The sequence below is a fragment of the Mycobacterium sp. SMC-15 genome (assembly GCF_045310925.1).
Taxonomy (GTDB): domain Bacteria; phylum Actinomycetota; class Actinomycetes; order Mycobacteriales; family Mycobacteriaceae; genus Mycobacterium.
Genome location: NZ_JBJIAJ010000020.1, coordinates 1 through 13,829 on the forward strand (window position 1 = coordinate 1; position 13,829 = coordinate 13,829).

13 protein-coding genes are annotated in these 13,829 nt (G+C 66.6%); 9 read left to right on the plus strand and 4 right to left on the minus strand.

The genetic code is table 11. The annotated features are described in order from the left end of the window. Window positions 1-309 precede the first annotated feature (309 nt). Entirely contained in the window at window positions 310-1,401 is a 1,092-nt protein-coding gene (locus ACJH71_RS21735) for a PE-PPE domain-containing protein (RefSeq protein ID WP_406760053.1), read from the plus strand. Window positions 1,402-1,469: 68 nt separating this feature from the next. Here ACJH71_RS21735 and ACJH71_RS21740 read toward each other — a convergent pair whose 3' ends face one another. Together ACJH71_RS21740 and ACJH71_RS21745 are read right to left on the minus strand one after the other, a co-directional pair. Then, complete coding sequence (locus ACJH71_RS21740; protein WP_406760054.1) at window positions 1,470-1,961, minus strand: methylated-DNA--[protein]-cysteine S-methyltransferase; 492 nt, start codon at window positions 1,959-1,961, stop codon at window positions 1,470-1,472. After that, entirely contained in the window at window positions 1,958-3,463 is a 1,506-nt protein-coding gene (locus tag ACJH71_RS21745) for an AlkA N-terminal domain-containing protein (RefSeq protein WP_406760055.1), read from the minus strand. The genes ACJH71_RS21740 and ACJH71_RS21745 overlap by 4 nt, the downstream gene beginning before the upstream one ends. Before the next feature lie 94 nt (window positions 3,464-3,557). Between ACJH71_RS21745 and glsA the strand changes: the two genes are divergently transcribed. Continuing rightward, window positions 3,558-4,835 (plus strand): glutaminase A, encoded by a 1,278-nt coding sequence (glsA, locus tag ACJH71_RS21750; protein WP_406760056.1) that lies wholly within the window; start codon window positions 3,558-3,560, stop codon window positions 4,833-4,835. A 6-nt stretch (window positions 4,836-4,841) separates the two neighbouring features. Here glsA and ACJH71_RS21755 read toward each other — a convergent pair whose 3' ends face one another. Next, a complete protein-coding gene (locus ACJH71_RS21755; RefSeq protein ID WP_406760057.1) occupies window positions 4,842-6,446 on the minus strand; it encodes an adenylate/guanylate cyclase domain-containing protein in 1,605 nt (534 codons plus the stop codon). 47 nt (window positions 6,447-6,493) lie between these two features. Here ACJH71_RS21755 and nucS point away from each other — a divergent pair, with 47 nt between their 5' ends. The 5 genes from nucS to ACJH71_RS21780 all read left to right on the plus strand — a co-directional run bounded on the left by nucS (window position 6,494) and on the right by ACJH71_RS21780 (window position 11,016). Further along, window positions 6,494-7,168, plus strand: coding sequence for an endonuclease NucS (gene nucS / locus ACJH71_RS21760; RefSeq protein ID WP_406760058.1), 675 nt, complete (start codon window positions 6,494-6,496; stop codon window positions 7,166-7,168). 45 nt (window positions 7,169-7,213) lie between these two features. Further along, window positions 7,214-8,308 carry an NADH:flavin oxidoreductase gene (locus tag ACJH71_RS21765; protein ID WP_406760059.1) on the plus strand — a complete coding sequence of 365 codons (1,095 nt, stop codon included), beginning with the start codon at window positions 7,214-7,216 and terminating at the stop codon, window positions 8,306-8,308. 205 nt (window positions 8,309-8,513) lie between these two features. Then, on the plus strand, window positions 8,514-9,653 hold the full coding sequence (locus ACJH71_RS21770) for a DUF1611 domain-containing protein (RefSeq protein WP_406760060.1): 1,140 nt from the start codon (window positions 8,514-8,516) through the stop codon (window positions 9,651-9,653). Beyond that, window positions 9,650-10,726, plus strand: coding sequence for an alanine/ornithine racemase family PLP-dependent enzyme (locus ACJH71_RS21775; protein ID WP_406760061.1), 1,077 nt, complete (start codon window positions 9,650-9,652; stop codon window positions 10,724-10,726). The genes ACJH71_RS21770 and ACJH71_RS21775 overlap by 4 nt, the downstream gene beginning before the upstream one ends. A gap of 5 nt (window positions 10,727-10,731) precedes the next feature. Then, entirely contained in the window at window positions 10,732-11,016 is a 285-nt protein-coding gene (locus tag ACJH71_RS21780) for a hypothetical protein (RefSeq protein ID WP_406760062.1), read from the plus strand. 4 nt (window positions 11,017-11,020) lie between these two features. Here ACJH71_RS21780 and mce read toward each other — a convergent pair whose 3' ends face one another. After that, window positions 11,021-11,512: a methylmalonyl-CoA epimerase gene (gene mce / locus ACJH71_RS21785; protein ID WP_406760063.1), complete on the minus strand. Its 492-nt coding sequence runs from the start codon at window positions 11,510-11,512 to the stop codon at window positions 11,021-11,023. Window positions 11,513-11,592: 80 nt separating this feature from the next. On the opposite strand from mce, the gene ACJH71_RS21790 reads away from it, so the two are divergent. Then, window positions 11,593-12,774, plus strand: coding sequence for an acetyl-CoA C-acetyltransferase (locus ACJH71_RS21790; RefSeq protein ID WP_406760064.1), 1,182 nt, complete (start codon window positions 11,593-11,595; stop codon window positions 12,772-12,774). A 142-nt stretch (window positions 12,775-12,916) separates the two neighbouring features. Continuing rightward, window positions 12,917-13,828, plus strand: a complete 912-nt coding sequence (locus tag ACJH71_RS21795; RefSeq protein ID WP_406760065.1) for a co-chaperone YbbN — start codon at window positions 12,917-12,919, stop codon at window positions 13,826-13,828. Window position 13,829 lies beyond the last annotated feature (1 nt).

A 13,829-nucleotide genomic window follows, 5' to 3' on the forward strand; every position in this document is an offset into this window, starting at 1 on the left:
CGGGTGGAAAAGTAGGACACCGCCGAACACAACATTAAGACCTGTGCCCCCCAAGAAATTGGGGGGCACAGGCATTTGTGCACCAGGTTGGCCGACGTCGTCGGCTGCGCATCGAGATCATCTGCCGGCGCTGACACGTGTCAAGATTTGCCGAGGAATCTATTGCGTGGGTCACTCCTGAGGGTTACCGTTAAGGTTCAATTAAGGATCTTTATAGGGAGGAACCGCGTGCGAGTTAACGCTTGCTTACCGCTTGTTGCCACTGTTGCTGCTGCCAGTGTCTTCGCGGGTGCCCCTGTTGTCTCACCCGTGGCGTATGCCCAGCCGCCGGCGTTTGTCCTGACCGGCAACGGCACGTCGCTCGGCGGCGGAGATGCGCTCATCATGGGTGGTACGGGTATTCCGCAGCCACCGCAGTCCTATCTGGATGCCGTGAACGAACTCTTCTTGGCGCCGCATGGATTCACCGGCAACCTGGTATCGCAGTGGGGCCCGGAGAACGTCAGTGAGACGTCGAGTGCGGTCGGTCTGCGGGCGCTGGAGAACGCGATCGCTGAGCGGCTTAACGCCGGCACGGTGGATGCCAACAACCCGATCGTGGTGTTCGGCTACTCCCAGAGTGGGGGGATTGCGGCCAATCTGGTGAATTGGTTGGAAGAGAACGACGTGTCCAATGACCTCGTTCGGTTCGTGACGATTGGTTCCATGGGCGCCGCCCGGGTCGATCTCGACGGCTACTACACCGACGCCTACAACTACGAATACGACCCGGTCGGGGTCAAGCCGATTTACGACAATCCACTGTCGCAGCTCAACTCGGCGCTCGGTTTCATCTACGGGCACTCGGTGTATTTGAGCGCGACCCCGGAGCAGATTGCGAACGCCATCGAACTGCCGGTCGCCGACCCTGACTCACTGACCACGTTCCACATGATCCCGTCCGAGATCCTGCCGCTGCTGGCACCGCTGCAGTTACTCCCGATCATCGGAATGCCGCTCTACGAACTGCTGGAGCCTGTCACCCGGATCCTGGTGAACCTCGGCTACGGCAGTATCGACCACGGCTGGCCGCCGGGAGACGTCGACGAGTGGCCTACTGGTGGTGGCCTCTTCCCGCCCAACATCGACTTAGGTGATCTGCTTTCCGCGCTGGGCAAGGCAACGCTTGACGGGATCAGCAACTCCATCTCCAGTTGGTTCGACCTGGACACCTACACGCTCTACTCCCTTCAGGATCACCCGTCGTTGGCCGGAATCGTCAACGAGGGATACCTCGCGGGCTACCTCGACTCGCCGCATCCATCGCTGGAGGAGGCACTGACCGGGCTGTCCAACTTCTTGGCGGCATTCACGAACCAAGATGTGTTCCCGATGCCCGACCCGATCGACATCATCGGCTAGGCAGCTGATACCCGAGATTCGGGGCCGGAACCACCCGTGTGGGGTTCCGGCCCCGGCTCGTTTCACGATCAGTCGAACAGGGTGGCGTGGCTGTGCTGCTGTTCGAGGCCCAGCAGCGCTCGCTTGCGGTCGATGCCGCCGCCGTACCCGGTGAGGCTGCCGTTGCTTCCAATCACCCGGTGGCACGGGACGATGATCGAGATCGGGTTGCGGCCGTTGGCGAGGCCGACAGCGCGCGAGGCGGTCGGGGACCCGATCTGGCTCGCCAGCTGTCCGTAGGAGCGGGTCTGGCCGTACGGGATCGTCAGTAGGGCCGTCCACACCCGGCGTTGAAAGTCGGTGCCGGCCATCTCATAGGTCAGGTCGAATTCGGTGAGGTCGCCGGCGAAGTAGGCCGCGAGCTGCTCCGCCGCATCCGGAAACGCGGTGTCGTCACGCGCCCAGCCCGTGCGGCTGGGGGCGTGCGAATGATCCAGCATCAAGAGATGACTGAGCTTGCCGTCGTTGCCTGCCAGGGTCAGCGGACCGATGGGGCTGTCGATGATGCGCTGAGTGGTCATGCGATCTCCTTCGAGGCGGGGGGCCAGTCGTTCACGGCGTGATCGAGGCTGGCCCAGAGATGCTGGGTGGCATAGGAGCGCCACGGTCGCCAGCGCGCACTGCGCTGGATCAGGGCTTGCGGGGTGTCAGGCAAGCCGTACCGGCGGGCGGCCACCTGTACTCCGAGGTCGGTGACGGGAAACGCGTCGGGGTCGCCCAACCCGCGCATGGCGATGACCTCGGCGGTCCAGGCTCCGATTCCCGGCAGCGCCATCAGGTCGTGGCGCGCCTGTTCCCAGTCGCAGCCCGCACTCAGACCGAGGGTGCCGTCGGCCAATCCTGCGACCAGGGTGAGCAGCGTTTGCCGGCGGGCTAGGGGAAGGGCGAGCTGATCGGGATCGATGTCGGCGAGGCGTTCCACCGAGGGAAAGACATGCGTGAGCCCGCCGTCTGGATCGTCGAGTTGTTGTCCGTGGGCACGCACCAGTCGGTGTGCGTGAGTGCGTGCCGCTTTGGTCGACACCTGCTGGCTGAGCACCACCCGCACCGCGAGCTCGGCTTCGTCGACGGTCCGCGGAATGCGTTGCCCGGGCGCCTTGGTCACCAGCGGCGCCAGATCGGGATCGGCCGTGAGGGCCTCGACGACGGCTTCGGGATCAGCATCGAGGTCCAGCAGCCGTCGACAGCGGGTGATCGCGGCGGTGAGATCGCGGAAGTCGTCGAGCACGAGTCGGCAGCTGACGTGGTCGGGGGCCGGGCGCAGGCTGACGATGCCGTTGCCGTGCGGCAGCCGCAGGGTGCGCCGGTAGGCGCCGTCGCGCACCTCCTCGCAACCGGGTACCGCGCAAGCCGCCAGGTGCCCGAATACGCCCTCGAATGCGAACGGAGTGCGCACCGGCAGGCGGAGCGACAGGGCGCCCGGACCGGGGGCCTCGCGGTCGGAGGTGGCTCGTGACCGCGAGGCGGCATTGCTGCGCAACACCGTCGGCGTCGTGGCGCACACGGCACGGATCGTGTCGTTGAACTGCCGGATACTGGCGAATCCGGCGGCGAATGCGACGTCACTCAGAGGCAGGTCGGTGGTCTCGATCAGGACGCGGGCGGTCTGTGTGCGCTGTGCGCGGGCCAGTGCCAGCGGGCCGGCGCCGACCTCGGCCTGGAGCAATCGCTGCAGCTGGCGGGCCGAGTAGCCGAGGTGTCCGGCAAGCCCGCTCACTCCCTCGCGATCGACCGTGCCGTCGGCGATCAGGCGCATGGCCCGCCCCACGATGTCGCCGCGGATGTTCCATTCCGGCGAACCCGCCGCGGCGTCTGGGCGGCAACGCTTACAGGCGCGGAAACCGGCTCGCTGTGCTGCGGCGGCGGTGGGGTAGAACTCCACATTCGGCGGCAGCGGCGTGCGTGCCGGGCAACTGGGCCGGCAATAGATCCCCGTCGTGAGCACCGCGGTGATGAACCAGCCGTCGAATCGGGCGTCCTTGGACTTCACGGCGCGATAGCAGCGGTCGAAGTCGTCATGCACATTTCCACGATGACACGCGGCGGCCGACGACACTAGCGGGAAAGCGACACGACAGTGCCGGGCCGTTGACGGGGCTGCGGGCTAGCATCGGTGCGTGGCGGCACTGGTACAGCGGTATTTGGACGGGATTCTTGCCGAGCATGCCGGGGCGAATCAGGGGGCACTGGCGAGCTACATTCCGGAATTGGCCGAAGTCGATCCCACGGGGTTTGGCCTGGCATTGTCCTCGTCCGACGGCTACGTCTACGAATCCGGCGACGCCGACGTGCAATTCACCATGCAGTCCATCTCCAAGCCGTTCACCTACGCGCTCGCCCTCGATCAGCTGGGCCAAGCGGACGTCGACGCGCGGATCGGCGTGGAACCCTCCGGTGAGGGCTTCAACAAGATCAGCGTCGATCAGGTCACCAATGTCCCGAAGAACCCGATGATCAATGCCGGTGCCATCGTGGCGTGCTCCTTGATTCCCGGGAGAACCGTCGAGGACCGGTTCGGTCTTGTTCGGGAGTTTTTCAGCGCCTGCGCCGGACGAAGCCTGGACTTCGACGAGGCCGTGTACCAGTCCGAGCGGGCGAGCGGCAGCCGTAACCGCGGGATCGCTTATCTGCTGGATAGTTTCGGTGCCTTGGGCGCCGACCCCGACGATGCCCTGGATCTCTATATCCGCCAGTGTTCGCTGAAGGTCACCAGCACCGATCTGGCGCGGATGGCGGCGACGCTGGCGCGCGGCGGCCTCAATCCACTGACCGGGCGGCAGGTGACCGATGCCGCGGTGGTGCGGCGCACGCTGTCGGTGATGGTGACCTGCGGTATGTACGATGCCGCCGGCGCGTGGGTCAGTGCGGTCGGGATGCCGGCCAAGAGCGGTGTGGCCGGTGGCATCGTGGCGGTGCTGCCCGGACAGCTCGGAATCGGCGTCTATTCGCCGCGGATCGACGCCAAGGGCAACAGCGTGCGTGGGATGCTGGTGTGCCGCAGCCTTTCCCATCAGCTCGGCCTGCACTTCCTGACGGTGAGCAGTGAGGCTCATGCGGCGATTCGTGGGGTGTACACCCCACGGCCGGGCGTTCGGGTCTACGAGGTGCACGGCGACCTGCTGTTCGCCGGGGCAGAACAGGTGGCCCGCACGGCAACCCGTGAATGTGTCGAATTCGACACCGCGATCCTCGACGTCTCGCGGCTGCACACGATCAGCGAGCCGGCGCGTGGCCTGCTTGCGGGGCTTTCCGAGGAGTTGCGGGCACTGGACAAGCAGGGTCTGCTCGTCGATCCCAACGGATCGGTGACGCCCGACCCAGAGGCGTACGCCGGGTCGGTGTTCGCCACGGTCGAGGATGCGCTGGCGGCCACCGAGACGTGGGCGGGGGAGTAGCTTGCGTTACAGCGGGCTGGCCAGCACCGTGGGCGCCTCGTAGCCGCGCAACACGATCGAATCGCCCACCACCCAATGGGCCTGCTCGCTGATGTTGGCCGCGTACATGGTTTTGGCCGTCGTCAGCACTGGCAGTGGTTGGGTCTTTGCCAATTCGCACAGCCGGGCGGCCTCGTTGACCGGTTCTCCGATCACGGTGTACTCGAAACGTTCTTTGGCGCCGACGTTTCCGGCCACGACCTGACCGGCCGCCACACCGATGCCCGCCCGGATCTCCGGCACCTCGGCGGCCAGGCGGTACAGGATGCCCCGGGCCGCGGCCAACGCGTTGTCCTCGGGCTGGTCGAGGTGGTTCGGGGCGCCGAAGATCGCCAGGGTGGCGTCGCCCTCGAACTTGTTGATCAGTCCCTGATGGCGGTCGACTTCGTCGACGACGACGGCGAAGAACCGGTTCAGCAGGGTGACGACCTCGGTAGCCGGCTTGGCGGTCACGATCTGCGTCGAGCCGACGATATCGACGAAAATGACTGCGACATGGCGCTCTTCGCCGCCGAGTTGTATCTGATCGCGCTCCGCGGCGGCGGCCACCTCACGCCCGACGTGGCGGCCGAACAGGTCGCGTACGCGTTCCCGCTCGCGCAGCCCGTGCACCATCGCGTTGAATCCGCTCTGCAGCTCACCGAGTTCGGTTCCGTCGAACACCACCAGGTCGCCTTGCAGATTGCCCTGTTCGACGCGCCGCAGAGCCGCGCGGACCACGCGGACCGGCGTGGCGGTGAGCCAGGACAGGATCAGCATCAGCAGGAACCCGAAAACCAGCGTCGTCACCGAGGCGATCAACACGGCGATGCCGAACTGCGTCAACGTCAGGTTCTTCAGCAGCACCGCGAACAAGGCCGTCAGGCCGATCCCCAGAATGGGGACGCCCGAGGTGAGCAGCCAGACCATCATGGTCCGGCCCATGATGCCCGACAGGATTCGCCGCGGCGGCGGGCCGGCGGCCAGCGCCTGTGCGGCCACCGGCCGCAACGCGAACTCGGTGAACAGGTAGCAGGCGGTGGCCACCAGAATGCCGCACACGCTCATCGTGAAGCCGATGATCGGGATGAAGATCTTGTCGTGTATGCCGTAGAGCGCGGTGAACAACACCGTCGCGACGCCCCACAGGGCCAGCACCACCTGCGCAACTCGCCACGGGGTGAGGAAGGCGTTGCGTTCGTCGTCGCGCGTCGGCGGCTGTTCCTTGATGGCCCAACGTAATTTCTTGATGGTGCGCCGGGTGATTCCATAGGTGCCGGCGACCACCGCGATCACCACGTAGGCCGGCACCAGCCCGAAGGTCAGCCACTTAGGGGCGTCGGTGAACACATTGGGCACCGGAAAGGCCACCGTCACCAGCAGGACATCCACGGCGACACCGAGCAGGTTCGTCCCCACCATGACGATGGTCAAGATGAACTGAATACGTATCCGGCGCAGGTACTGACTTTCAGACACCTGGCCTAACAGCCAGGAGCCGTATTCGGGTGTCTCGGGCAGCCGACCGCTCTGACGCGTGAGCATCTCCAGCGCGCGGCCCAGGCGTTGCGCGGTCGTCTTTGTCGGCTTCATCGTGGCGTAAGAATAATTGCTCGGCGCGGGCCTTTAAGGTGGATCGGATGCGACTCGTAATCGCCCAGTGCACCGTCGACTATGTCGGCCGGCTCACCGCGCACCTACCCTCTGCCCGGCGACTGCTGTTGTTGAAGGCCGACGGTTCGGTCAGCGTGCACGCCGACGACCGTGCCTATAAGCCGCTGAACTGGATGAGTCCGCCGTGCCGCTTCACCGAGGAGGCCGGCGGTGAGTTGCCGGTGTGGGTGGTGGCGAACAACAAAACCGGCGACCAGCTGCGGATCACCATCGAGGAGATCGAGCACGACTCCAGCCACGAGCTGGGTGTCGATCCCGGGCTGGTGAAAGACGGCGTCGAGGCGCAACTGCAGGCGCTGCTCGCCGAGCATGTCGAGCTGCTCGGCGAGGGCTACTCCCTGGTGCGCCGCGAATACATGACCGCGATCGGTCCGGTTGACCTGTTGTGTCGCGACGGAAACGGGCGCGCGGTCGCGGTGGAGATCAAGCGGCGCGGCGAGATAGATGGTGTGGAACAGCTCACCCGATACCTGGAGCTGCTCAACCGCGACAGCCTGCTCGCGCCGGTCAGTGGTGTGTTCGCCGCTCAGCAGATCAAGCCGCAGGCCCGCACGCTGGCTACCGACCGCGGTATTCGTTGCCTGACACTGGATTATGACGCGATGCGCGGCATGGACAGCGACGAATTCCGGCTGTTCTGATCGCTTGCCGGAATAGCAGCGGACCGTCGTGCGTTGGAGGACCGCATGGCACTCGATGATCTTTTCCAGCCGCTGACGATCCGCTCGCTGACCGTTCCCAATCGGTTCGCTATGGCGCCGATGACCCGTCAGGCTTCGCCGGGCGGTATTCCGGGCAGCGATGTGGCCGAGTACTACCGACGGCGTGCTGCGGGCGGTGTGGGGCTGATCATCACCGAGGGCATCCGGTTGCCCGACCCGGCTGCGGGATTCCCGGTCAGCGTGCCGACGCTCGCCGGCGACGAGGTGCTCGCCGGATGGCGCCGTGTCGTCGAAGGTGTCCACGCCGAGGGTGCAACGATCGCCGCGCAGTTGTGGCACCAGGGGATTGAGCGCCGCGATGACGACGGCGTGGAACCCGTCGGCCCGTCGGGTATCGACGGGCACGGGGAACCGCGGGGCCGCGCACTGCGAACCGAGGAACTCGCCGAAACCGCACAGCTGTACGCCGCCAGCGCCGCCACCGCACGAGACCTCGGCTTCGACGCGGTGGAGATTCATGGTGCCCACGGCTACCTGCTCGATGAATTCTTCTGGGAGCGCACGAATCGACGTACCGACGGCTACGGCGGATCGCTGGCCGCTCGCACACGTTTCCCGGCCGAGGTGGTTGCCGCGGTGCGCGCTGCGGTCGGCCCGGACTATCCGATCATCTTCCGCTTCTCGCAGTGGAAGGGCACCGACTACGCGGCGTCGATCGCCGAGGACCCGACACAGTTGCAGGAACTGCTCACGCCGCTGGTCGAGGCCGGCGTGGATGCCCTGCACCCGTCGACGCGCAGGCACTATGCCCCCGGGTTCCCCGACCATGACGGCGAGTTGAGCCTCGCTGGGTGGACCAAGAAGGTGACCGGGGTGCCGGTCATCGCGGTCGGGTCGGTCGGGTTGGAAACACAGTTCCGCAGCGAGAAGCGTGGCGAGGTGATTGCGCCCGCGCCGGTCGACCGTCTGGTCGAACAGTTCGACGCCGGGGAGTTCGACGCGGTGGCCATCGGGCGCGCGCTGCTCGCCGACCCGGCATGGGTGAATCGGCTGCGTGACGGCCAGCTGGACGGGTTCGGCGGCTACGACGCGGCGCGGGCACTGGCTGCGCTTGCCTGAGGTCCACGTTGCTGGCCGGCCTGTATCACCAAGGGGCTTTAGAACTGATGGGGTAGTGTTCAGCGTGCCGGCAATTTTGCCGGTCCTCAGGGCAGACCACTCGCTGAACGTAGGGCCACCGCCCCGCCTCGATTCCGTCGCCTACTCTGAGCCTTCTCAGAGAGACCTCATGCCTTCGTTTGCTAGCGGTACCCCCTTTCTTGATGTGTCCGGACAGAGCGAGTGGGTCCATCCGGCAGCTCCCCTCGAATTGCCTGCTGGTTCCACCGCGATCGTCTACTGCGAGGGCCAGTTCGGCCAGCAGGACGGTAAGACCGCCAACGGCCTGGTCCGGCACTCGGAGAAGTACGACATCCTCAGCGTCATCGATAGCCGCCGGGCCGGAGTCGATGCCGGGAAATTTCTCGACGGCACCCCGAACGGCATCCCGGTACTGGCGTCGCTCGCCGAGTCCCTCTCGCACGCCGGCCAGATACCTGACTACTTGATCTGTGGGCTGGCGCCTGCCGACGGCCTACTGTCGAACGAGCAGCGGGTCGTGCTGCTCGACGGTATCGCCCGCGGGATGCACATCATCAACGGGCTGCACGAGTTCCTCAACGACGACGCCGAATTCGCTGCGGCAGCCGTGATCGCCGGCGTCACCATCACCGACGTACGCCGGCCGAAGACCAAGCGTGACCTGCACCTGTTCTCCGGCCGGATCTTCGACGTCACATGTCCCAGGATTGCGATTCTTGGAACCGACGGGGCGGTCGGGAAGCGGACCACCGCCACCTTGCTGGTCCAGGCGCTGAATGCGCGCGGCATCAAGGCGGTCATGGTCGGTACCGGTCAGACCACCTTGATTCAGGGCGGGAAGTACGGCGTCGCGCTGGATGCGCTGGTCCCCCAGTTCTGCTCGGGCGAGGTCGAGCACCAGGTCGTCGCCGCGTTCGAGGGTGAGGATCCTGACGTGATCGTGGTCGAGGGTCAGGGCGCGCTCAGCCACCCCGCCTACCTGACGTCGGCTCACATCCTGCGTGGCAGCCGCCCGGCCGGCGTGATCGTGCAGCACGCACCCAAGCGGATGATGCTCGGCGACTTCCCGATGATGCCGATGCCGACCGCCGCCAGCGAGATCGCACTGATCGAGGCTTTCGCCGACACTCGCGTCATCGGCGTCACGATCAACCATGAGGACATGACCGACGACGAGCTGAGCAACGCGATCTCCGAGCATCATTCGCAACTCGGCCTTCCGGTCACAGACCCGCTGACACGCCCTTCGTCGGATCTGGTCGACATGGTGCTGACGGCCTTCCCCGCGCTCGCGGTGGTGGCCGACACGATTACCTCCGTGTGACGCTACGAATCGAGACCGATCTCGACAAAGTCGAGCAGAACACGCGGATACTGGTTGACCGGCTTGCCGGGGCGGGTATCAGGGTCACCGGAATCACCAAAGCCGTGTTGGGCTCGCCGGGAGTCGGCGCGGCGATGCTGCGCGGCGGCGCCGGCGGCCTCGGTGATTCCCGGGTGCCGAACCTGGCTCGGTTGGCTGGGCTCGACCGATCACCGCCACGCACGTTGATCCGCTCACCCATGGTCAGCCAAGTGGCACAGGTGATCGAAGTCGCCGACACCAGTCTGAACACGGAGGCTGTTGTCCTGGCGGCGCTCGATCAGGCTGCGTCCCAACAGAAGCGGATGCACGCCGTCGTGCTCATGGTCGAGTTGGGTGACCTACGCGAGGGTATCGCGCCCGGCGACTTGCACGAGGCGGTGCGGGCCGTCCTCGGTTACTCATCTCTCCGGCTCGCCGGGCTCGGCGCCAACCTCGCCTGTCAGAGTGGTGTCGTGCCCGACGACCGGAACATGGGGGTCCTCTCCGGGCTCGCGGACGACATCGAGGCACTGCATGGGATTTCGCTCGACGTGGTCTCAGGCGGCAACTCGGCGAATCTGAACTGGGCTCTGAACACCCACGACGTCGGCCGGATCGACGAGCTACGCCTCGGCGAAGCCATCCTTATCGGCGTCGATCCGCTCTACCGGACACCAATCCCGGGCCTGCACCCGGACGTTTTCACCCTGACCGCGGAGGTCATCGAGGTCGCCACGAAACCGGCTCAACCCTGGGGAGATCGTGCTCAGGCGGCCTTCGGGGAGGCGCCGGTCCGCACCGGCAGCGGGACCGTGCACCAGGCAATCCTGGCCCTCGGTCGCCAGGACGTGGACCCGGACGGTCTGCGGCCACCCGAGGGCATCACGATCCTCGGGATGAGTAGCGACCACCTGGTAGTCGACCTCGGCGACCACCCCGTCGCGATTGGCGACGAGATCGACTTCGGTGTCGCTTATGGCGCACTCGTGCGGGCGATGACCTCGCCCTACGTCACCAAGGTCGAGCACCTGGGCCGTTCCGCTTTACCCTGATCGTTATGGCTCGTCGCCGCAGTCCGTCGCGTCGGCAACAGCCGCTACGGCCGCTGCCGCTGCAACAACGCGTGGAGACCGGCTCCGACGGCTACGAATACATCGTCGTGCCGGTCGCGGGCTCGCGGGCCGTGAAGGTCTATCGGTGTCCGGGATGTGATCACGAGATCCGTTGCGGCATAGCCCATGTGGTGGTGTGGCCAGCTGATGCGGGCGATGATCGACGACATTGGCATACGCCCTGTTGGGGCAACCGCAATAACCGGGGTCCGACCCGGAAGTGGTCCTAAAAGCTTAGTGCGCTTCCGCGTTCGCGGCAGGCTCGACCAACTCGACCAGCACCCCGCCGGCGTCCTTGGGGTGGATGAAGTTGATCCGCGAGTTCGACGTGCCGCGTCGCGGTACCTCGTAGAGCAGCCGGACGCCCTGCTCACGCAGCCGCTCAGAGAGCGCGTCGATGTCGCTGGTCCGGTAGGCCAGCTGCTGCAGGCCGGGGCCGCGCTTGTCCAGGAATTTCGCGATCGTCGACGACTCGTCGATCGGGGCCATCAGCTGAATCTGGGCGCTGCCGACCGGGGCGCCGCGCACCGCAAGCATCGCCTCGACGATGCCCTGCTCCTCGTTGACCTCTTCGTGCAGCACGATCATCCCGAGCTTGTCGTGGTACCACTTCTTGGCCACTTCCAGGTCCGGGACCGCGACACCGACGTGGTCGATCGCCGTCACCAAGGCCGAGGCCAGGGCGGGGCGTGCCTCACAGGGGTCAGCGACGGATTCGGTGGTCATAACGTAACGGTAACCTGAGCGGAAACATCGTGCTGCGCCGACCGGAAGATCGGCCCCTCATACCCGCCCGGGAGGTAGTCATGACGACATCGGTGATCGTTGCTGGGGCTCGGACCCCGATCGGCCGGCTGATGGGTTCGCTGAAGGATTTCTCCGGTAGCGACCTGGGGGCCGTCGCCATCGCGGGGGCGCTGGAGAAGGCGCAGGTACCGGCGTCGCTGGTGCAGTACGTGATCATGGGCCAGGTTCTCACCGCGGGAGCCGGCCAGATGCCGGCTCGGCAGGCGGCGGTGGGCGCGGGTATCGGTTGGGACGTGCCGACGCTGACCATCAACAAGATGTGTCTGTCCGGAATCAACGCCATCGCCATGGCTGACCAGCTGATTCGCGCCGGCGAATTCGACGTGGTGGTGGCCGGCGGGCAGGAGTCCATGAGCAAGGCTCCGCACCTGCTGCTGGACAGCCGGTCGGGCTACAAGTACGGCGACGTGACGGTGCGCGACCATCTGGCCTACGACGGTCTGCACGACGTCTTCACCGACCAGCCGATGGGTGCCCTCACCGAGCAGCGCAACGACGAGGACAAGTTCACCCGCGCAGAGCAGGACGAGTTCGCGGCCGAATCGCACCGCAAGGCCGCCGCGGCGTGGAAGGACGGCGTTTTCGCCGACGAGGTGGTGCCGGTCAAGATCCCGCAGCGTAAGGGGGATCCGCTGGAGTTCACCGAGGACGAGGGCATCCGGGCCAACACCACCGCGGACTCGCTGGGCGGTCTCAAGCCGGCGTTCCGTTCCGGCGGCACCATCACCGCCGGCTCGTCGTCGCAGATCTCCGACGGTGCCGCCGCCGTGGTGGTGATGAGCAAGGCCAAGGCGCAGGAGCTGGGTCTGGACTGGCTCTGCGAGATCGGGGCGCACGGCGTCGTGGCCGGGCCGGATTCGACCCTGCAGTCCCAGCCGGCCAACGCGATCAAGAAGGCCATCGCCCGCGAGGGCATCACGGTCGACCAACTCGACGTGCTGGAGATCAACGAGGCGTTCGCGGCGGTCTCGCTGGCCTCGACCCGGGAACTCGGCGTGAACCCCGACGTCGTCAACGTGCACGGTGGCGCGATCGCCGTGGGCCACCCGATCGGGATGTCCGGGGCACGCATCACGCTGCACGCCGCCCTCGAGCTCAAGCGGCGTGGTTCGGGCTACGCGGTGGCCGCGCTCTGCGGGGCCGGTGGCCAGGGCGACGCACTCATCCTTCGCGCGGGGTAGCGCCTCCCTACGGTTGCGTAGGTTGCTGGCCCGCTCGTTTCCGCGCCGCAACGCCCCAGTGTGATCTTGGTCATAGTGGGATGGTCGGGCGGGAAAACGGCCGTCGGCGGCGCCGGGATGGCGGCGTGACAGACTTGACTGCGTGACGCGTCCTCGACCCCCCATCGGCCCGGCCTTGGCCGGAGCAGTGGACCTGTCCGGCCTCAAGAAGCCGGCACAATCCGGCGGTGCCGCCGGTAACGCCCCGGCCCCGCCGGGCGCCACCGAGATCACCGAGGCCAACTTCGAAGACGAGGTGCTGGTCCGGTCCAACCAAGTGCCGGTGGTGGTGCTGCTGTGGTCGCCGCGCAGTGAGGCCTGCATTCAGCTGGCCGATTCCCTCGCCGCGCTGGCCCAGGAGGACAACGCCGAGGGTGCGCCCAAGTGGTCGCTGGCGACGGTCAATGTCGACGTCGCCCCGCGGGTGGCGCAGGTGTTCGGCGTGGACGCGGTGCCGACCGTGATCGCGCTGGCCGCCGGCCAACCGATCACCAGCTTTCAGGGGCCCCAGCCGCCCGACCAGCTGCGGCGGTGGGTGGACTCGCTGGTGTCGGCCACCGCGGGCAAGCTTGCCGGCGGCGGTGACGCTGAGCAGCCCGAGCAGGTGGACCCAGTACTGGCGCAAGCCCGCGACCAACTCGACGCCGGTGACTTTCCCGCGGCGCGCGCCTCCTATCAGGCGTTGCTGGAGACCGACCCCAACCACGTCGAGGCCAAGGGGGCGCTGCGTCAGCTCAACTTCCTGGAACGCGCGACCGGTCGGCAACCCGATGCGCCGGCGCAGGCCGACGCCGATCCGGGCAACGTCGAGGCCGCCTTCGCCGCGGCCGACGTGCAGATCCTCAACCAGGACGTCACTGCGGCGTTCGACCGGCTGATCGCATTGGTGCGACGGACCGCCGGTGACGAGCGGACCGCGGTGCGGAGCCGGCTGGTGGAGCTGTTCGAGCTGTTCGATCCCGCCGACCCGGAGGTCGTCGCCGGCCGGCGCAGCCTGGCCAACGCGCTGTACTGAC